The following is a 15,828-nucleotide window of genomic DNA, read 5'->3' on the forward strand; positions in this document are numbered from 1 at the left end:
TAAGGTTCGTGTTATTACTTTAGACTTTAAAGATACTAACAAGTCTATTATTAACAAAGTAAGGTTATGGGTTTTCGCTAATTATTAACGATTTTGTTTTAAATTCCAAATAGACCACGCTTTTTCGGCTTGTAATTTTAACATGTTTAGACCATTAATTGTTATGGCCTGTTGTTGTTTTCCTAATCTTAAAAACTTGGTTTCTTCTGGATTATAAATTAAATCGAATAAAATATGATTGCTCGTTATGGCAGAATAGGGGATAGCGGGGCAATCTTCAATATTTGGAAAGGTGCCTAAAGGCGTACTGTTTACAATAATTTGATGCTCTTTTATGATGTCTTCTGTTAGCGATTCATAAGTAAAGCTAACATGCTCTGATTGCTTTCGTGATACATATTTGAAATTAATTCCGAGTTCTTTAAATGTATAAGCGATTGCTTTACTCGCGCCACCAGTTCCTAAAATTAAAGCATTTTTATGATGTGCTTTTAAAAAAGGTTTTAAGGTTTTTTTAAAGCCATAACAATCTGTATTATAGCCAACCAATTTACCTTTTTTTGTAATTTTTATGGTGTTAACAGCGCCAATGGCAGCTGCTTTTTTATTTATTTTATCGAGAAAGGGAAGTACCGCTTCTTTATACGGAATGGTAACATTTAATCCCTTTAAATTTTTGGTGTTTTTTATAATTGAAGGAAATAATTCGATGGAGTCTATATCGAAATTTTCATACGTAGTATCGGTGATGTTTTCATTTTCAAATTTCTGTTTAAAATATGCTCTTGAAAATGAATAAGATATGTTTTTGCCTAAAAGCCCTAATTTATTCATTAATTTTGCTTGTTTTTTGTCCGTAATATTCAAGTGCCAAGACTATGGCAATGCCCAAAACTATAAAAGCGATGGCATAATACGTTTCTGTATTTAAACTGGGAATATAGCGTTCGTAATTTAAAACTACTTTGGTTCCTGTAGAATCGAAGCTATATGCACCTTCTTCTGTTAATTTATAAATCGTTTTTTTCCAAGGCCAGACAACGCCTAAAGACCCTACAATAAATCCAATAATTGCAGAAAGTGTAATGTTTTTATAATGTTTTAAAATATAGCTTAAAATATGTGAAAATGTAACTAAACCAGTAAGCGACCCTAAAGTGAAAACGGCAAGTACTTGCAGCATTCTTAAACGTTGGTGGTTCTGTATGAAGCTAAAATCGCCAGTAAATAATTCATAAAAAGTATCTGAAAGGGCATTTACAGAATCAACTAAAAGTAGCACATAATTACCGAGCAACATGAGAATAAACGAACCTGAAAACCCTGGCAATGTCATTCCTGAAACACTTATAATACCACAAAAAAATACAAACCACAAATTGTCATTTTCTTTTGCAGGATTTAAAAAACTTATGCTTAAGCCAGCTATAATTCCCAGCGCTAATGATGTGTACGTTTTATAATTCCATTCTTTGAAATCTTTATTGATATAATAAATAGAGCCAACAATCATTCCGAAGAAAACACTCCAAATGTATAATTCGTAATATTTAATAAAGTAATCTAATACTTTCGAAACACTAAAATAACTTACCACCATTCCGAAAAACAACAAGCCCAAAAAGCGCCCGTTAATGTAATAGTAAAAACTCTTAAACCGCCCGTTTAAAAGCAATTTGAATGCTTTGCCATTTACTTTTCGTAATGAATAAATAAACTCTTCGTAAAAACCAGCAACAAAAGCCACAACACCACCAGAAACACCAGGCACCTTATTAGCCGCACCCATTCCGAGTCCTTTTAGAACCAGAAAAATTTTGTCTTTAAGTGTTCTGGTATTTTCCATCACTGCTTTTTTGATCCTACTTTCTCAAGAATAAAAATAGTTAAAAATCCTAAAACAGCTAAAAATATAGCGAAGAGTAATTGATTATCGCCATTAAATGAAAAAGGAGAAATACTTTCTTGTATTAAAGGTGATTTAATGCCTTTGGAATTTGTGTGCCATGATAAAGTTGTTTTCCATGGCCAAACTTTTTCGAGCGACCCAAACATAAAGCCCGTAAGCAGCGCCAAAGTTATATTATGATAGTTTTTAAATAACCATTTTAACACATGACTAAAACTGAGTAACCCAATAAGAGCACCGCATATAAATATCACAATTTTTTTTACATCAAAATCATGAATGGCATCCCCTAAAGTTTTATATGCTCCTAAAATAATGAGTATGAAGGATCCAGAAATACCAGGTAATATCATGGCGCAAATGGCAATTGCTCCTGCAAAAAACAAAAAGTTAGGGTTGTCGTTTGTTGCTAAAACCGGAAGTGACGAAATTATATAGGCAACTATAGTGCCTATTATCAAGGCCGTAATTACCGCCATATTCCATCTGCGAATTTGTTTGCCAACAAAATAAATACTGGCTATAATTAAGCCAAAAAAGAAAGACCAAATTAATACAGGGTGATTTTCTAATAAATATTTTGCGAATTGCATAAAAGAAACATAACTGATAACAATACCACTTACGAGTGCTAATACAAAATTAGCGTTGGCTTGCTTCCAGAATGCAAAGAATCCTTTGTTAAATAAAGTTTTAAAAAGGGAAAGATTTATGTTACTAATAGTAGCCACTAACTCTTCGTAAATACCTGAAATAAATGCTATGGTACCTCCTGAAACACCTGGTACGGCATCTGCAGCGCCCATGGCAAGTCCTTTAAAAGAAATAATTAAATAGTCTTTGAAACGTCTTTGCATAAGTTGATTTTTAAGCTAAAATCAAAGGTATGGATTTTAACTTGACGTTTGACTATTGATTTAGGTTTAGTATATTTTTAACTAGAATTTTGCTTGTTACCTCCGGAAATAGTTCTTCCAGTATAAAAGAATACTCTGCATTATATCTTAAGCCATTTTTTAAATGAAATGTGCCTTTATCGGTTTCATTTAATGAAAAATATAAACCTGCCAATCGATATTCAATTTCAGCGTTTTCAGGATAAAATACTACGGCTTGTTCAAAATTATCAACGGCCGTTTCGGGTTCACCAAGTTTAACTAATAAATCGCCTCTAGATAACCAAGTGTTTAATTCGTAATTCCCTAAATCAAGTGTTTTTTTAAAACCACGTTCGGCTTCTTCAAAATGGTTTAAGCGTTGGTTAATTTGCGAATATAATTTCCAATATATTACGTTTTCCGAATCTATATTTATGGCTTTGTTAATGTAATATAGCGCTTTCTGGTAATTTCGTTTTTTGTTATAATAGCGAGTAATGGCAATCCATCCTTTATCTAATAACGGGTCTTCGTGTACCGTTTTGTAATAATACTGAACTGCTAATTCATCATTTTTTAATTTTTCGTAGCAGTTACCAATTCTTAAAAGAGCGAAAGATGTAGGTTCATCCAATTTTAACGTAATCGTATAATTTTCTATCGCTTCTTCGAATTTTTTTAGCTTTTCTAATACTTTTCCGCGTTCTAAATAGGCTCCTACAAAGGTGTCGTCTGATATGATTGCAAAATCGAATGCAGCCAGAGCTTTTTTGTAATTTTTAAGAGTATAATACTGTTTTCCTAACTGATGCCAAGCCACTTCACAATACGGATTTGTATCTAAAAACTCATTTAAGTAGGCAACAGCTTCTTCGGTCTGATTAAGAAATTCAAAGCAATAAATGATATTATAGAGTGAAGAATAATCTTCTGAATCTTCATTTAAGCACTTCATGAAATATTCTTTAGCTTCTTCAAATTTATCTAAGAAAAGATACTCCATGCCTATTAACGAATATAAATCTACCACATCGTCGGTGAGCTCTAAAGCTTGTTTTAAAACTGCGATGGCTTGCTCGTGATCATCTTTTTTAGAAAAAATATTCGCCTTTTGAATGAAAATTTCCTCATTCGTTGGGTCTAAGCTATAAAGTTCGTTTAGTAGTTTATCCGCCTCAATTAGCTTGTCCTCGAACACGTAAATTTCAACTTTAAATATTCTTAAATTAATAGAGGTGGGATGTTGGTCTAAACCTAGTTTTATGGCTTTTTTTGCTAATGCTATTTTTCCTTGATTTAAATAGTGATGAATGATGTTTTCGAATTCTTCCGAATCGAAGAACAAAACATGGTTTGTTTTTAACATCGATTCAAACTTTGTTAACGGTACATCATCGTGGTCATCATAACTAAACTCCATAAGCACTTTGGTAAGGTTCTACTTGATTAAATTTAAGGCTCTATTCTTTTTTTATTAGACGTTTTAAGCAAATCTTTTTAACAAAGTAATGAACACTTTTGAAATTAAAGTATTGATTCGATTGTTTTTTGTTGGTAATCAACACATTACAAAGATGCTATTCTCCGTCTATTGTATTTAAAATATCAATAATTATACCACAACCTTTAATAATTTCATCATTAGAGATGGTTAATGGGGGTGTAATTCTTACTGCTTTGGGTTCAAAAAGTAGCCAAAATAGAATTAATCCTTCGTCTTGACACTTTAAAATAACCTCGTTTGTGATGGTTTCTGATGGCATCATTAGAGCGAGCATTAATCCAATACCTCGAATTTCTTTAATTAACGGATGCACTAAAAGTTTTCTAAAAAGTTGTTCTTTTTCTAAAGCTAAAGGCATTAAATTACTTTCGGTGATTTCTTTTAAAGTCGCCAATGCAGCTGCAGCAATAACAGGGTGTCCACCAAATGTGGTAATATGGCCAAGTTTAGGGTTTTGCTGCAATAAAGACATTAACTTACTTGATGCGGTGAAAGCACCAATGGGCATTCCACCACCAAGACCTTTACCCATTACCAAGATATCCGGAACGCAATTATAATTTTCGAAACCAAAAAGTTTTCCAGTTCTTCCAATTCCTGGTTGAATTTCGTCTAAAATTAAAAGTGCTCCAACTTCAACACAGCGTTTCTTAACCTTTTCCAGATAACCGTTTTCGGGTTGAATAAAACCAGCACCACCTTGAATGGTTTCTAATAATACGCCTGCGGTTTTAGAGGTAATTAAATTTAAATCTTCTTCATTATTAAATGTAATGAATCGAATATCGGGTAACAACGGTCTAAAGGCTTGTTTGCGTTCCTCGTAACCCATTACGCTCATCGATCCCATGGTATTTCCGTGGTATGCATTATGTGCTGAGATAAGCTCGCTTCTGCCCGTAGCTCGTTTGGCAAGCTTTAATGCACCTTCTATGGCCTCGGTACCTGAATTAACCAAATAGGTGTTTTCTAGTGTTGAAGGTAGATTTTTGGCAAGAAGTTTTGCAAGCTCTACAGCTGGTTTTTGAATATATTCTCCATAAACCATAACATGTAAATATTTGTCGAGCTGCTCTTTTATGGCGCCGATAACCTTAGGGTGATTATGCCCCAGAGGTGTCGCTGATACTCCTGCCACAAAATCTAAATATGCTTTGTTATTTGTGTCGTAAATATAACTTCCGTTTGCATGAGAAACTTCCATGGCTAGCGGATGTGCTGTAGTTTGGGTTTGGTATTTTAGGAAATCGGATTTCATTATTTTACAGACTATATAGATTGTAGACTCGAATTATTTAGCTTATTAAGTGGATAGGATTTGAAATAAAATAGTTTTTAGATTCCTTTTTCGTCATCAGGGATATTTCTACCTGCTTTATTTTCAATGCCAATTTTACCAGCCAATTTTATGCGTTCTAGTAATTCATCATCAAAAAATCTGTCTTGCGGTATATAATCTTCTAACCCTTTAATAATTGGTAAAACTAAAGGTTCGTCTTCTTTAAATAAATCTTCAACACTTAGAGGACGTTCGTCTTCGCGCCAATCAAACCCTTTTAGACGATTTTCATTTTTTGGATATTTAGATTCGGGATAAAGATTGCCATCTATTTGATTATATCTCGTATATTCTTCAATATCTCCTTCGGAAAATAAAATAGATATACTTCCCGATTTTGCTTTGTCGATTCCAATGAGTTCTTGTTTGTCGTTTCGTGCGTAAAAAATTGACTCCGCATTTTTAATAATATCTACTTGGCGTAATTTATTTTCATCATTAAATAATCCTTTCAAACGAATTCCGAAAATTTGATTAAATCCATCTTTACTGATGCTGTCTTTACTAATGATGAAGGCATTATTAAAAACTAGTAGCGAATCCAGCTTTTCGGTTTCGGGGTTAGAAATAAGATGTATGGTGTCGCCCGTCATCTGATTTGCTATATTCCAAAGAATAGGTCGTCGTTTCGTTGAGAATTTATCAGAAGATGAAAATCGCGATAAATTTATTAATTGCGTGATGCCTGTTTGCTGATTTGAATGAATGGAATCTGCTTTTCCGCTTAAGTCGGTTTTGTAAATTTTAGCATTGTAATAAGCACGAACAATCCTGTTTTTTGGTTTGCCCGTCATCATTATTTTATCAGCATGCATGTAAATGCTATCATTTTCTTGTTTGGTAACAATTAAGGCGCGCTTTGTAATAAACAAGGAATCTTTTGCTTTATAAACTTCGGCATAATGCCCTTTTGCAATACTTTGATTAATGGTGTCTGTAACTTTTATATTGTTGGTTGCAGAAGCAAATTTTATGTTGTCGTCAAAATATAAACTGTCACCTTCAATGATACGATTGTTGTAATTTATTTTTGAATTTTTAACAGCGTAGCCATTTCGCTTTTTCGTGTCGTAAAACCCTTTTTCTGTATATGTTTTGCTTTCAGTCGTCGTAATGGTTGAAGGACCAAACAGGTATGCAAATCCGGTGTCCGAATAAAAATCGAAATATTCAGAATTTATGGTAGCATCTTTATTAACAAGCACAACATCATCAACAAACTGGTATTTTTTTTGTTGCATGTAATACCTTCCCACTTTACTTGTTATAGTTCCAGACGTATCTTTTACAACCTTACCCTTATTTTTGTAGAAGGCCTGTTGTTTTACACGGTCGAAATATAAAGTATCTGATGAAATCGTAGAGTTTGGATCTCTCAATACCACATCGCCACTTGCAAATGCTAATTGTGTAAAGCCGCTGTATTCTATGTATTTAGAAGTCATATGAATGGTGTCTCCTTGTATGAGTACTACATTTCCGTAGGCTTCAATAAAGTTTTCACCACTGTAATAAATAGCCTTATCACTCCACATATTAATACTTCCTTGAGTAATATGCACTTGTTGTGATTCATCACGCGTTAGTATTTTTGCTCCTGGATAATTTTCTTCGTCAACATTTAATCTTCCTGCATATTCAATTTGAATTTTCTTTTTTTCTTGTGCTATCATCGCAATAGAAGATAGGCTGAAAAAAATAAGAAGCAAGTAAATGGTTTTTCTATTCAAAATCTAAAAGTTTGTGGCAAAAATAACGATTAAAATTATGTATAATTGTTTTGCAACAAAAAACGCTTCAAATTTTTTTTGAAGCGTCTTTAAATATATTTAGTTGATTATGAAAGTAAAACTACTTTCTAAAAATAGTCTGTTTTCTATCCGGACCTACAGAAACGATTGTAATTGGAATTTCCAATTCTTTTTCTAAAAATTCAATATAGTCATTTAATGCTTTAGGTAATTGAGAAGCTTCAGACATTCCTGTTAAATCTTCTTGCCAACCATCAACTTCAGTATAAATAGGTTCTACATTTTCAGGTTCAATATTATATGGGAAATGTTGAATAACTTCACCTTTATATTTGTAAGCTGTGCAAACTTTTAGTTTTTTAAATCCTGATAAAACATCACTTTTCATCATCATTAATTGTGTAACACCATTAACCTGACAGGCGTATTTTAAGGCGATTAAATCTAACCAACCACAGCGTCTAGCTCTACCTGTAGTTGCGCCAAATTCCATTCCAACACGACTCATAGTAGCGCCATCTTCATCAAATAATTCCGTAGGGAATGGGCCAGAACCAACACGAGTTGTGTAAGCTTTAAATATACCAAAAACCTCACCAATTTGGTTTGGCGCGACACCTAAACCAGTACATGCTCCAGCTGCAGTCGTGTTGCTAGATGTAACAAATGGATAGGTTCCAAAATCGATATCTAATAAAGAACCTTGGGCACCTTCGGCTAAAATGGTTTTTCCTGTTCTTTGAGCCTGATAAATAAACTCTTCTGAATCAATAAATTTTAATGATTTTAAAACATCAATTGCTTTAAAGAATTCTACTTCAAGTTCTTCTAAATTATATTGAATATCTACATTGTAAAAATCAATCATAGATTCGTGTTTATCGGCCAACGCTCTATAGCGCTCTTTCCAATCGCTTAATTCTAAGTCGCCCACACGAAGTCCGTTTCTACCCGTTTTATCCATGTAAGTTGGTCCGATACCTTTTAGAGTAGAACCAATTTTGGCCTTACCTTTGGAAGCTTCACTAGCAGCATCTAATAAGCGATGGGTTGGTAAAATAATATGTGCCTTACGAGAAATTACTAAAGACTTTCTAAAATCCACATTTTGGTCTTCTAATTTATCTAATTCGCCTTTAAAAATAACAGGGTCTATAACCACACCATTACCAACTAAATTAGTTGTGCCATCATGAAATATTCCTGAAGGTATGGTGTGTAAAACATGTTTTTTGCCATTAAAAACGAGTGTGTGTCCAGCATTTGGTCCACCTTGAAAACGTGCAATAATGTCGTAATTAGTAGTCAGTACGTCAACAATTTTTCCTTTGCCTTCGTCGCCCCATTGTAATCCTAGTAGTAAATCTACTGCCATTGTAAAAATTAGTTATTTGGTTGATTTTCTATTTCCGTAAAAATAGAGTGAATGATTATTGATTTCTATATCGAAAACCTCTTCGATAGTTTTTTTGATAGACTGAATTCTTGGGTCGCAAAATTCGATAACTTCGCCAGTATCGGTTAAAATAACGTGGTCGTGTTGTCTGTCAAAATACGATTTTTCGTAATGTGCTTGATTTTGTCCAAATTGATGTTTTCTAACCAATTTGCATTCCAGAAGTAATTCTATAGTGTTGTAAAGCGTAGCCCGCGAAACACGGTACTTTTTATTTTTCATACTTAGATATAGCGATTCTATATCAAAGTGTTCTTTGTTATTATAAATTTCTTGCAATATAGCATAACGTTCGGGCGTTTTGCGGTGTCCGTTGGTTTCTAAAAAGTTAGTAAATACACTTTTTACAATCTCCTGATTTTTTGTGTCTGCGCTTGCGTTCATAATTTCGTCCCAAATTTACACTTTTTTTAAACTCTAATTACCTTATCTATGCCATTAATTTTTTTAAGCTTATCTAAAAGCTTTTTTAGCATGGAGTTGTTTTTTACTACTAAATTGATATTTCCAGAAAATAATCCACCATCAGTTTCAAAACTTATGCTTTTCATATTTACGTGCATATTTCCAGAAATTATTTTGGTAATATCGTTTACCAAGCCAATATGATCGATTCCTGTTATTTTAATTTGTGCTAAAAATTCTTGTTGCGAAGAATCTACCCATTGAGCAGTCATGATTCTATAGGCATAGTTAGAATGCAGACTTAATGCATTGGGGCAATTTTTTTTATGAACTTTGATGCCTTCTGAAACCGTTAAAAAACCAAACACTTCGTCGCCAGGTATCGGGTTGCAACAATTTGATAATTTGTAGTCTAATTTTTCTTTTTCTCTACCAAATACTAATGAATCGTAGTTGGTGGTGATTTCATCTTTTTCGAGGTCTTCTTTCTTGATGTTTGATTTTCTAGAAATTTTACTCTTAATATAGGTCATTAAGGCATTGCTTCTAGAAGAGGCATAATCTTTTAGCATGGCGTTATCAATCGTGCCAATACCAACTCTATAAAACAAATCTAAACTTGTTTTAAGTTTAAAATAGTTTACTAATTCGTTTATAGAAGTTTCATTAAGCGTAATTTTTAACTGCTTTAATTTTCTTCTTAAAATTTCTTTACCTTCTTCACCTAATCGTTTTTTGTCTTCGCGTAGTGCTGATTTTATTTTGCTTCTTGCTCGGGCAGTTGTAGCATAATCTAACCAGTTGGGGTTTGGTTTTGCTGTTTCTGAAGTTAAAATATCTACCTGATCGCCACTTTCTAACACATGACTAAGCGGCACCAGTTTGCCATTAACTTTGGCACCTCTGGTTTTCATGCCAACTTCTGTATGGATGTTAAAAGCAAAATCTAAAGAAGTAGCGCCTTTTGGAAGTGATTTTAACTCGCCAGTAGGGGTGAAAACAAAAATTTCTTTTGAATACAAATTAAGTTTAAACTGCTCTACAAAATCTACAGCATTAGTTTCCGGATTTTCGAGTGCTTCCTGTAATTTGTTAATCCAGTTTTCTAGATTATCTTCTTTTTCGCCATCTTGTTTGTATTTGTAATGTGCCGCATAACCTTTTTCGGCAATTTCATTCATGCGTTCACTTCTAATTTGAACTTCAACCCAACGACCTTTAGGGCCAACAACCGTGATGTGCAGCGCTTCGTATCCGGTAGATTTTGGTGATGAAATCCAGTCGCGAAGTCTTACTGGGTTAGGTCTAAAGTGATCTGTAACAATCGAGTAAATTTTCCAAGCTAAAAACTTTTCGGTAGCTGGTTCACTTTTATAAATAATTCTAATGGCAAATTTGTCGTAAACTTCATCAAAAGAAACGCCTTGTTTCACCATTTTTTTTCTAATGGAGAATATAGATTTGGGGCGACCTTTTATGGTGTATTCTAAGTTTTCTTTGTTTAACGAATTCTTTATAACTTCACTAAACTGTTCAATGTAAAGGTCTTGTTCTTCTTTACTTTCTTTTATTTTGTTTAGAATATCATTATAAACTTCTGGTTCGGTGTATTTTAAACCTAAGTCTTCAAGTTGTGTTTTAATATTATAAAGCCCTATACGATGTGCTAATGGGGCATAAATATATAAGGTTTCTGATGCGATTTTCTCTTGTTTGTCGGTACGCATCGCATCCATAGTTTGCATGTTATGGAGACGGTCTGCAATTTTTATGATTATAACTCTAACATCATCATTCAGAGTTAAGAGCATTTTTCTAAAATTTTCAGCTTGTAACGATACGCCTATATCTTTCTCTTTACTTAATGACGATATTTTTGTAAGTCCGTCTACAATCGTAGCGACGGTTTTTCCGAATAAATTTTCAATGTCTTTTATTTCGTAATCCGGACTATCTTCAACCACATCATGCAATAAAGCAGCAGCAATAGATGTAGCATCTAGCCCAATTTCTTGCGCAACAATTTTGGCGACAGCAATCGGGTGAAATATATAAGCTTCACCAGATTTTCTGCGCTGATCTTTATGGCCATCAACAGCAACTTCAAAAGCTTTACGGATAAGTTTTTTATCATCATCGGTTAGTGTTGTGTAACTAACTTTTAACAATTCTTTATAGGCTTTGGTAATGGCTCCGTTCTCTTTTTCTATATCTTCCTCTGTCATAAACTAAATGTAGCACAAAGAATATTAACTAGCAACATGATAGTTAAATTTTATATTATTTTTAAAAATAATTAAGAATTTAAGAAATTTATTAATTGGGTTATGGCTTTTCCACGATGCCCGATACTGTTTTTTAAACTTAAATCCATTTCGGCAAAGGTTTTATCGTACCCGTTGGGTTTAAAAATTGGGTCGTAGCCAAATCCGCTATCACCATGTTTTGTATTAGTAATTTCACCTTTGCATATTCCTGTAAAGATATGTTGTTGGTTGTTAAGTTGTAATGCAATAACAGTTTTAAATTGGGCACTTCTATTTTTGGCGTCTTTTAATGCATCAAGTAATTTATCCATATTGTCGTTCGCAGAACGTTGTTCGCCAGCATATCGTGCAGAAAATACTCCTGGTTCACCATTTAATACGTCTACTTCTAAACCTGTATCATCAGCAAAACAATCATAGCCATATTTTTCTTTTATATACAATGCTTTTTGAATGGCGTTCCCTTCAATAGTATTTTGAGTTTCGGGAATTTCTTCAAAACAGCCAATATCGGTTAAACTTAAAAGTTTTATATGTTTAGGGATTAATGCCTGAACTTCTTTAATTTTATTTAAATTACTGGTAGCGAATACTATTTGCATTTATTTGGATGAATTTTAGTTTTCAAAAGTAAGCTAATAATGATTTGTGGTAAAGTAATCTATCATCCAATTTGTGTTTAGAATAAAAATTTATAGTATTTTTTTATACCTTTAAAAAATCCAACTAACTATTTATGATTCCATATAAATCTCCTTTAGAGGCTTTTTTACACTGGGAGAAAACAACTCCCGATAAAGCATTTTTAAAACAACCTATTAACGGGAAAACAACAGTTTATACATTTAAAGAAGCTGGAATTGAGGCTCGTAAATTAGCGGCAGCTATTAATAAGTATAATTTCCCGATACAAAGTCATATTGGGTTATTATCGAAAAATTGTGTTCATTGGATTATTTCAGACTTAGCAATAATGATGTCTGGTCATGTGTCTATTCCAATATATCCGTCACTTACCGCAGAAGCCATACATCAAATTTTGGAGCATAGCGAATCGAAAGCAATAATTATTGGAAAGTTGGATAATTTTGAATCTCAGAAATCAGGAATTCCTAATATTCCAAAGATAAGTGTCGGGTTATATGGTGAAAATGAAGGCGAACTATATGAAGATTTGCTTTTGAAGAACGAGCCATTGGAAGATGTTTATATGCCGGAATCCGATAATTTGCATACTATTATTTATACTTCAGGAACTACTGGAGCGCCAAAAGGTGTTATGCACACGGTGGGTAATTTTGTGGAAAGTCTGAATGTGATTAATTCAGGTTTAAAACTAAAGGAAGGATCTCGATTTTTTTCATATTTACCATTAGCCCATGTTGCAGAACGCGTAGGGATTGAAAGCTATGGTATTTTACTAGGGGCAGAAATTTCGTTTCCGGAATCGCTCGAGTCTTTTCCGGGAGATCTTGAAGCATGCCAACCAGAATTGTTTTTCGCAGTACCAAGAATTTGGGCAAAGTTTCAAGAAAAAATATTGGAAAAAATGCCTCAAAACAAGCTTAATACGCTGCTTAGTATACCATTACTTAATAGATTAATTAAAAATAAATTAAAGCAGAAATTAGGCTTAAAACATGCTCAGATTATTATATCGGGCGCTGCTCCATTATCTGTGAGTCTTATGAAATGGTTTAAGAAATTAGATATTGAAATTCTGCAAGGGTATGGAATGACCGAAGATTGTATTATTTCGCATATTAATTTGCCCGAAGCCAATAAAATAGGCACAGTAGGAAAAAAGTTGGATGGGGTAACCATTAAATTATCGACAGAAGGGGAGATTTTAATAAAAAACAAGTGTTTAATGACGGGGTATTATAAAGAACCGTTAATAACAGAAGAAGTTTTTGAAAATGGTTTTTTTAAAACCGGCGATATTGGTGAGTACGATCATGAAGGGTATTTAACCATTACAGGTCGTATAAAAGACCAGTTTAAAACAGATAAAGGCAAGTATATTTCACCAACACCTATAGAGTTGCAGTTGTCGAGTAACGCAGATATTCAGCAAATTTGTGTAGTTGGTACGGGTATACCACAACCCATAGCTCTTATTACACTTTCAGAATTAGGAAAAGAAAAATCTAAGGAAGCTATTTCTACTGCATTAATAAAATCGATAACTGCACTAAACAAGACGCTTGAAAAACATGAAAAAATTGAAAAAGTTGTAATTATGAAAGAAGATTGGACGGTAGATAACGGTTTAGCTACCCCAACATTAAAGGTAAAACGGAATGCTATCGAAAAAATACATCAGCCTTATTATAAATCTTGGTTCGAACAAATTGATACTGTGATTTTTGAGTAAGATAACTTAAATGTAGTAAATATTTTATCAATAATTTATGATAATTGATATTAAAAGTCTACTTTAAAAACAGTAAATTAGACAAATGATAATTTAAAAAAAGAACGCATATGGCAGTAAATTTTCAATACGTAGATGTAGATGTAAGTGAGACACTTTCGGCTTTTACCGAAGAAAAATTAAAAAAAATATTTAATAAGTTTGAGTTCATAATAGGAGCTACCGTTTATTTTAAAAAGGAAGACCATAATCACGACTCGGGTAAAATATGTAATATAGAGTTAAGTTTACCTGGACCAAGAATTTTTGCGACTTCTAACGAGCGTAACTACGAAGTTGCGGTAAGAGAAACTATTAGCGATTTAGAACGACAGCTTAAAAAACGCAAGGAGGTATACAAAACGCACTAATTAACGATGGTGATAAGGTTCATTCCTTAAAATTGTAAAGCCTCTGTAAAGTTGCTCAATAAAAAACAAGCGAATCATTTGATGGGAAAATGTCATTTTTGATAATGATAGTTTCCCATTAGATTTTTCATATACTTCCTTCGAAAATCCGTAAGGTCCCCCAATCACAAATACCAATTGTTTAATACCAGAATTCATATGTTTCTGTAAATACTCGGAAAAATGAACAGAATCAAGTTGTTTGCCGTTTTCATCTAGTAAAATTAAAACATCGGTAGCACTCAGTTTGCTTAAAATAAGTTCGCCTTCTTTTTGTTTTTGTTGTTCTTCACTTAAATTTTTAACGTTTTTTATATCTGGAATAATTTCTATTGAAAACTTAATATAAAAACCTAATCGCTTAATGTAATCATCCATTAAGGATTGTAAATCTGCATTATCTGTTTTGCCAATGGCAACAAGTTTGATGGTCATAAAAGCAAAAATAGCACTTAGTATTTATGAATAATGAATTTAATTATTAAAAATTTATAAAATTCGTAATTGTAAAATTTAAAAAAGTAAATCTATTTCTTATTTTTGCTCTAAATCAACTTAAAACCATGATAACACAAGAGCAGTTTGATCAAGAAGTAAAATCTATTATCGCGAATGCTATTAGAGAAGATGTTGGCGATGGCGATCATAGTTCATTAGCGTGCATACCTGAAAACGCAAGAGGTAAGGCGAAGCTTTTGGTTAAAGATAAAGGCATTATAGGCGGGGTTAATTTTGCCAAAAAAGTATTTGCTTACGTAGATAAGAATTTGAAGTTAGAAGTACTTATAGAAGATGGGTCTGAGGTAACTTATGGCGATATGGTTATGTATGTTGAAGGGTCTTCGCAATCTATTTTAAAAGCAGAACGCACCGTTTTAAACGCCATGCAGCGAATGAGTGCCATAGCTACCAAAACCAGAATGTTTGTTGATTTATTAGAAGGAACCAAAACTAAAATTTTAGACACCAGAAAAACAACTCCAGGAATTCGTGTTTTAGAAAAATGGGCGGTAATTATTGGCGGTGGTGAAAATCACAGATTTGCATTATACGATATGATTATGTTAAAAGATAATCATATTGATTTTGCTGGCGGAATTACCAAGGCTGTTGAAATGAGTAAAGAATATTTAATAGAAACTGGCAAGGATTTAAAAATAATGGTGGAGGCCAGAAATTTAATTGAAGTTGAAGAAATATTACAATTAGACGGAGTTTACAGGATTTTATTAGATAATTTCGATTACGAAGACACTAAAAAGGCAGTGAAAATGATTGGTAACAAGTGTCTTACGGAATCTTCAGGTAATATAAATGAAGCAACCATTAGGCATTATGCAGAATGCGGTGTTAACTATATATCTTGTGGCGCTTTAACCCATTCTGTATATAATATGGATTTAAGTTTAAAAGCTATTAAATAGTTTTTAACCCATGGTTGTTTAATTACTTTTTTAAACTAAAATCGCACTTAATTTTAATAACTTTGCTAT

The 15,828-nt window shown here is 33.0% G+C and carries 14 protein-coding genes; 3 read left to right on the forward strand and 11 right to left on the reverse strand.

The annotated features are described in order from the left end of the window. Window positions 1-84 precede the first annotated feature (84 nt). The 10 genes from ACFQ0I_RS07320 to ACFQ0I_RS07365 all read right to left on the reverse strand — a co-directional run bounded on the left by ACFQ0I_RS07320 (window position 85) and on the right by ACFQ0I_RS07365 (window position 12,111). Window positions 85-834 carry a shikimate dehydrogenase family protein gene (locus tag ACFQ0I_RS07320; RefSeq protein WP_379940815.1) on the reverse strand — a complete coding sequence of 250 codons (750 nt, stop codon included), beginning with the start codon at window positions 832-834 and terminating at the stop codon, window positions 85-87. Then, window positions 827-1,846 carry a DUF368 domain-containing protein gene (locus tag ACFQ0I_RS07325; protein ID WP_379940817.1) on the reverse strand — a complete coding sequence of 340 codons (1,020 nt, stop codon included), beginning with the start codon at window positions 1,844-1,846 and terminating at the stop codon, window positions 827-829. The genes ACFQ0I_RS07320 and ACFQ0I_RS07325 overlap by 8 nt, the downstream gene beginning before the upstream one ends. Further along, window positions 1,846-2,766 (reverse strand): DUF368 domain-containing protein, encoded by a 921-nt coding sequence (locus ACFQ0I_RS07330; protein ID WP_379940818.1) that lies wholly within the window; start codon window positions 2,764-2,766, stop codon window positions 1,846-1,848. The genes ACFQ0I_RS07325 and ACFQ0I_RS07330 overlap by 1 nt, the downstream gene beginning before the upstream one ends. 52 nt (window positions 2,767-2,818) lie before the next feature. Then, on the reverse strand, window positions 2,819-4,207 hold the full coding sequence (locus tag ACFQ0I_RS07335) for a tetratricopeptide repeat protein (protein WP_379940819.1): 1,389 nt from the start codon (window positions 4,205-4,207) through the stop codon (window positions 2,819-2,821). A gap of 157 nt (window positions 4,208-4,364) precedes the next feature. Continuing rightward, window positions 4,365-5,549, reverse strand: coding sequence for an aspartate aminotransferase family protein (locus ACFQ0I_RS07340; RefSeq protein WP_379940820.1), 1,185 nt, complete (start codon window positions 5,547-5,549; stop codon window positions 4,365-4,367). Window positions 5,550-5,626: 77 nt separating this feature from the next. Next, the gene (locus tag ACFQ0I_RS07345; RefSeq protein ID WP_379940822.1) at window positions 5,627-7,303 is read right to left on the reverse strand and encodes an OstA-like protein; all 1,677 of its coding nucleotides are present in this window, start codon (window positions 7,301-7,303) and stop codon (window positions 5,627-5,629) included. Window positions 7,304-7,481: 178 nt separating this feature from the next. Next, entirely contained in the window at window positions 7,482-8,756 is a 1,275-nt protein-coding gene (locus ACFQ0I_RS07350) for an adenylosuccinate synthase (RefSeq protein WP_379940824.1), read from the reverse strand. A 12-nt stretch (window positions 8,757-8,768) separates the two neighbouring features. Next, complete coding sequence (locus ACFQ0I_RS07355; RefSeq protein ID WP_379940826.1) at window positions 8,769-9,221, reverse strand: Fur family transcriptional regulator; 453 nt, start codon at window positions 9,219-9,221, stop codon at window positions 8,769-8,771. A gap of 26 nt (window positions 9,222-9,247) precedes the next feature. Further along, complete coding sequence (locus tag ACFQ0I_RS07360; protein ID WP_379940827.1) at window positions 9,248-11,467, reverse strand: RelA/SpoT family protein; 2,220 nt, start codon at window positions 11,465-11,467, stop codon at window positions 9,248-9,250. A gap of 71 nt (window positions 11,468-11,538) precedes the next feature. After that, the gene (locus tag ACFQ0I_RS07365) at window positions 11,539-12,111 is read right to left on the reverse strand and encodes a non-canonical purine NTP diphosphatase (protein ID WP_379940829.1); all 573 of its coding nucleotides are present in this window, start codon (window positions 12,109-12,111) and stop codon (window positions 11,539-11,541) included. 134 nt (window positions 12,112-12,245) lie between these two features. Here ACFQ0I_RS07365 and ACFQ0I_RS07370 point away from each other — a divergent pair, with 134 nt between their 5' ends. Then, the gene (locus tag ACFQ0I_RS07370) at window positions 12,246-13,886 is read left to right on the forward strand and encodes an AMP-binding protein (RefSeq protein ID WP_379940831.1); all 1,641 of its coding nucleotides are present in this window, start codon (window positions 12,246-12,248) and stop codon (window positions 13,884-13,886) included. Between the two features lie 110 nt (window positions 13,887-13,996). After that, the gene (gene hpf / locus ACFQ0I_RS07375; protein WP_379940832.1) at window positions 13,997-14,296 is read left to right on the forward strand and encodes a ribosome hibernation-promoting factor, HPF/YfiA family; all 300 of its coding nucleotides are present in this window, start codon (window positions 13,997-13,999) and stop codon (window positions 14,294-14,296) included. Here hpf and rlmH read toward each other — a convergent pair whose 3' ends face one another. After that, entirely contained in the window at window positions 14,297-14,770 is a 474-nt protein-coding gene (gene rlmH, locus ACFQ0I_RS07380; protein WP_379940834.1) for a 23S rRNA (pseudouridine(1915)-N(3))-methyltransferase RlmH, read from the reverse strand. A 128-nt stretch (window positions 14,771-14,898) separates the two neighbouring features. Here rlmH and nadC point away from each other — a divergent pair, with 128 nt between their 5' ends. Continuing rightward, window positions 14,899-15,759 carry a carboxylating nicotinate-nucleotide diphosphorylase gene (nadC, locus tag ACFQ0I_RS07385; RefSeq protein ID WP_379940836.1) on the forward strand — a complete coding sequence of 287 codons (861 nt, stop codon included), beginning with the start codon at window positions 14,899-14,901 and terminating at the stop codon, window positions 15,757-15,759. Window positions 15,760-15,828: the final 69 nt, after the last annotated feature.

Origin of the sequence: Mariniflexile aquimaris (assembly GCF_042676825.1) — a bacterium.
Classification (GTDB): domain Bacteria; phylum Bacteroidota; class Bacteroidia; order Flavobacteriales; family Flavobacteriaceae; genus Mariniflexile; species Mariniflexile aquimaris.

Excerpts from the sequence above, each read along its gene's own strand:
- ACFQ0I_RS07350 (WP_379940824.1), bottom strand. The coding sequence starts at position 8,756 with ATGGCAGTAGATTTACTACTAGGATTACAATGGGGCGACGAAGGCAAA.
- ACFQ0I_RS07325 (WP_379940817.1), bottom strand. The coding sequence starts at position 1,846 with ATGGAAAATACCAGAACACTTAAAGACAAAATTTTTCTGGTTCTAAAA.
- ACFQ0I_RS07345 (WP_379940822.1), bottom strand. The coding sequence starts at position 7,303 with ATGATAGCACAAGAAAAAAAGAAAATTCAAATTGAATATGCAGGAAGA.
- ACFQ0I_RS07370 (WP_379940831.1), top strand. The coding sequence starts at position 12,246 with ATGATTCCATATAAATCTCCTTTAGAGGCTTTTTTACACTGGGAGAAA.
- ACFQ0I_RS07360 (WP_379940827.1), bottom strand. The coding sequence starts at position 11,467 with ATGACAGAGGAAGATATAGAAAAAGAGAACGGAGCCATTACCAAAGCC.
- ACFQ0I_RS07365 (WP_379940829.1), bottom strand. The coding sequence starts at position 12,111 with ATGCAAATAGTATTCGCTACCAGTAATTTAAATAAAATTAAAGAAGTT.
- hpf (WP_379940832.1), top strand. The coding sequence starts at position 13,997 with ATGGCAGTAAATTTTCAATACGTAGATGTAGATGTAAGTGAGACACTT.
- ACFQ0I_RS07335 (WP_379940819.1), bottom strand. The coding sequence starts at position 4,207 with ATGGAGTTTAGTTATGATGACCACGATGATGTACCGTTAACAAAGTTT.
- ACFQ0I_RS07330 (WP_379940818.1), bottom strand. The coding sequence starts at position 2,766 with ATGCAAAGACGTTTCAAAGACTATTTAATTATTTCTTTTAAAGGACTT.
- ACFQ0I_RS07355 (WP_379940826.1), bottom strand. The coding sequence starts at position 9,221 with ATGAACGCAAGCGCAGACACAAAAAATCAGGAGATTGTAAAAAGTGTA.
- ACFQ0I_RS07320 (WP_379940815.1), bottom strand. The coding sequence starts at position 834 with ATGAATAAATTAGGGCTTTTAGGCAAAAACATATCTTATTCATTTTCA.
- nadC (WP_379940836.1), top strand. The coding sequence starts at position 14,899 with ATGATAACACAAGAGCAGTTTGATCAAGAAGTAAAATCTATTATCGCG.
- rlmH (WP_379940834.1), bottom strand. The coding sequence starts at position 14,770 with ATGACCATCAAACTTGTTGCCATTGGCAAAACAGATAATGCAGATTTA.
- ACFQ0I_RS07340 (WP_379940820.1), bottom strand. The coding sequence starts at position 5,549 with ATGAAATCCGATTTCCTAAAATACCAAACCCAAACTACAGCACATCCG.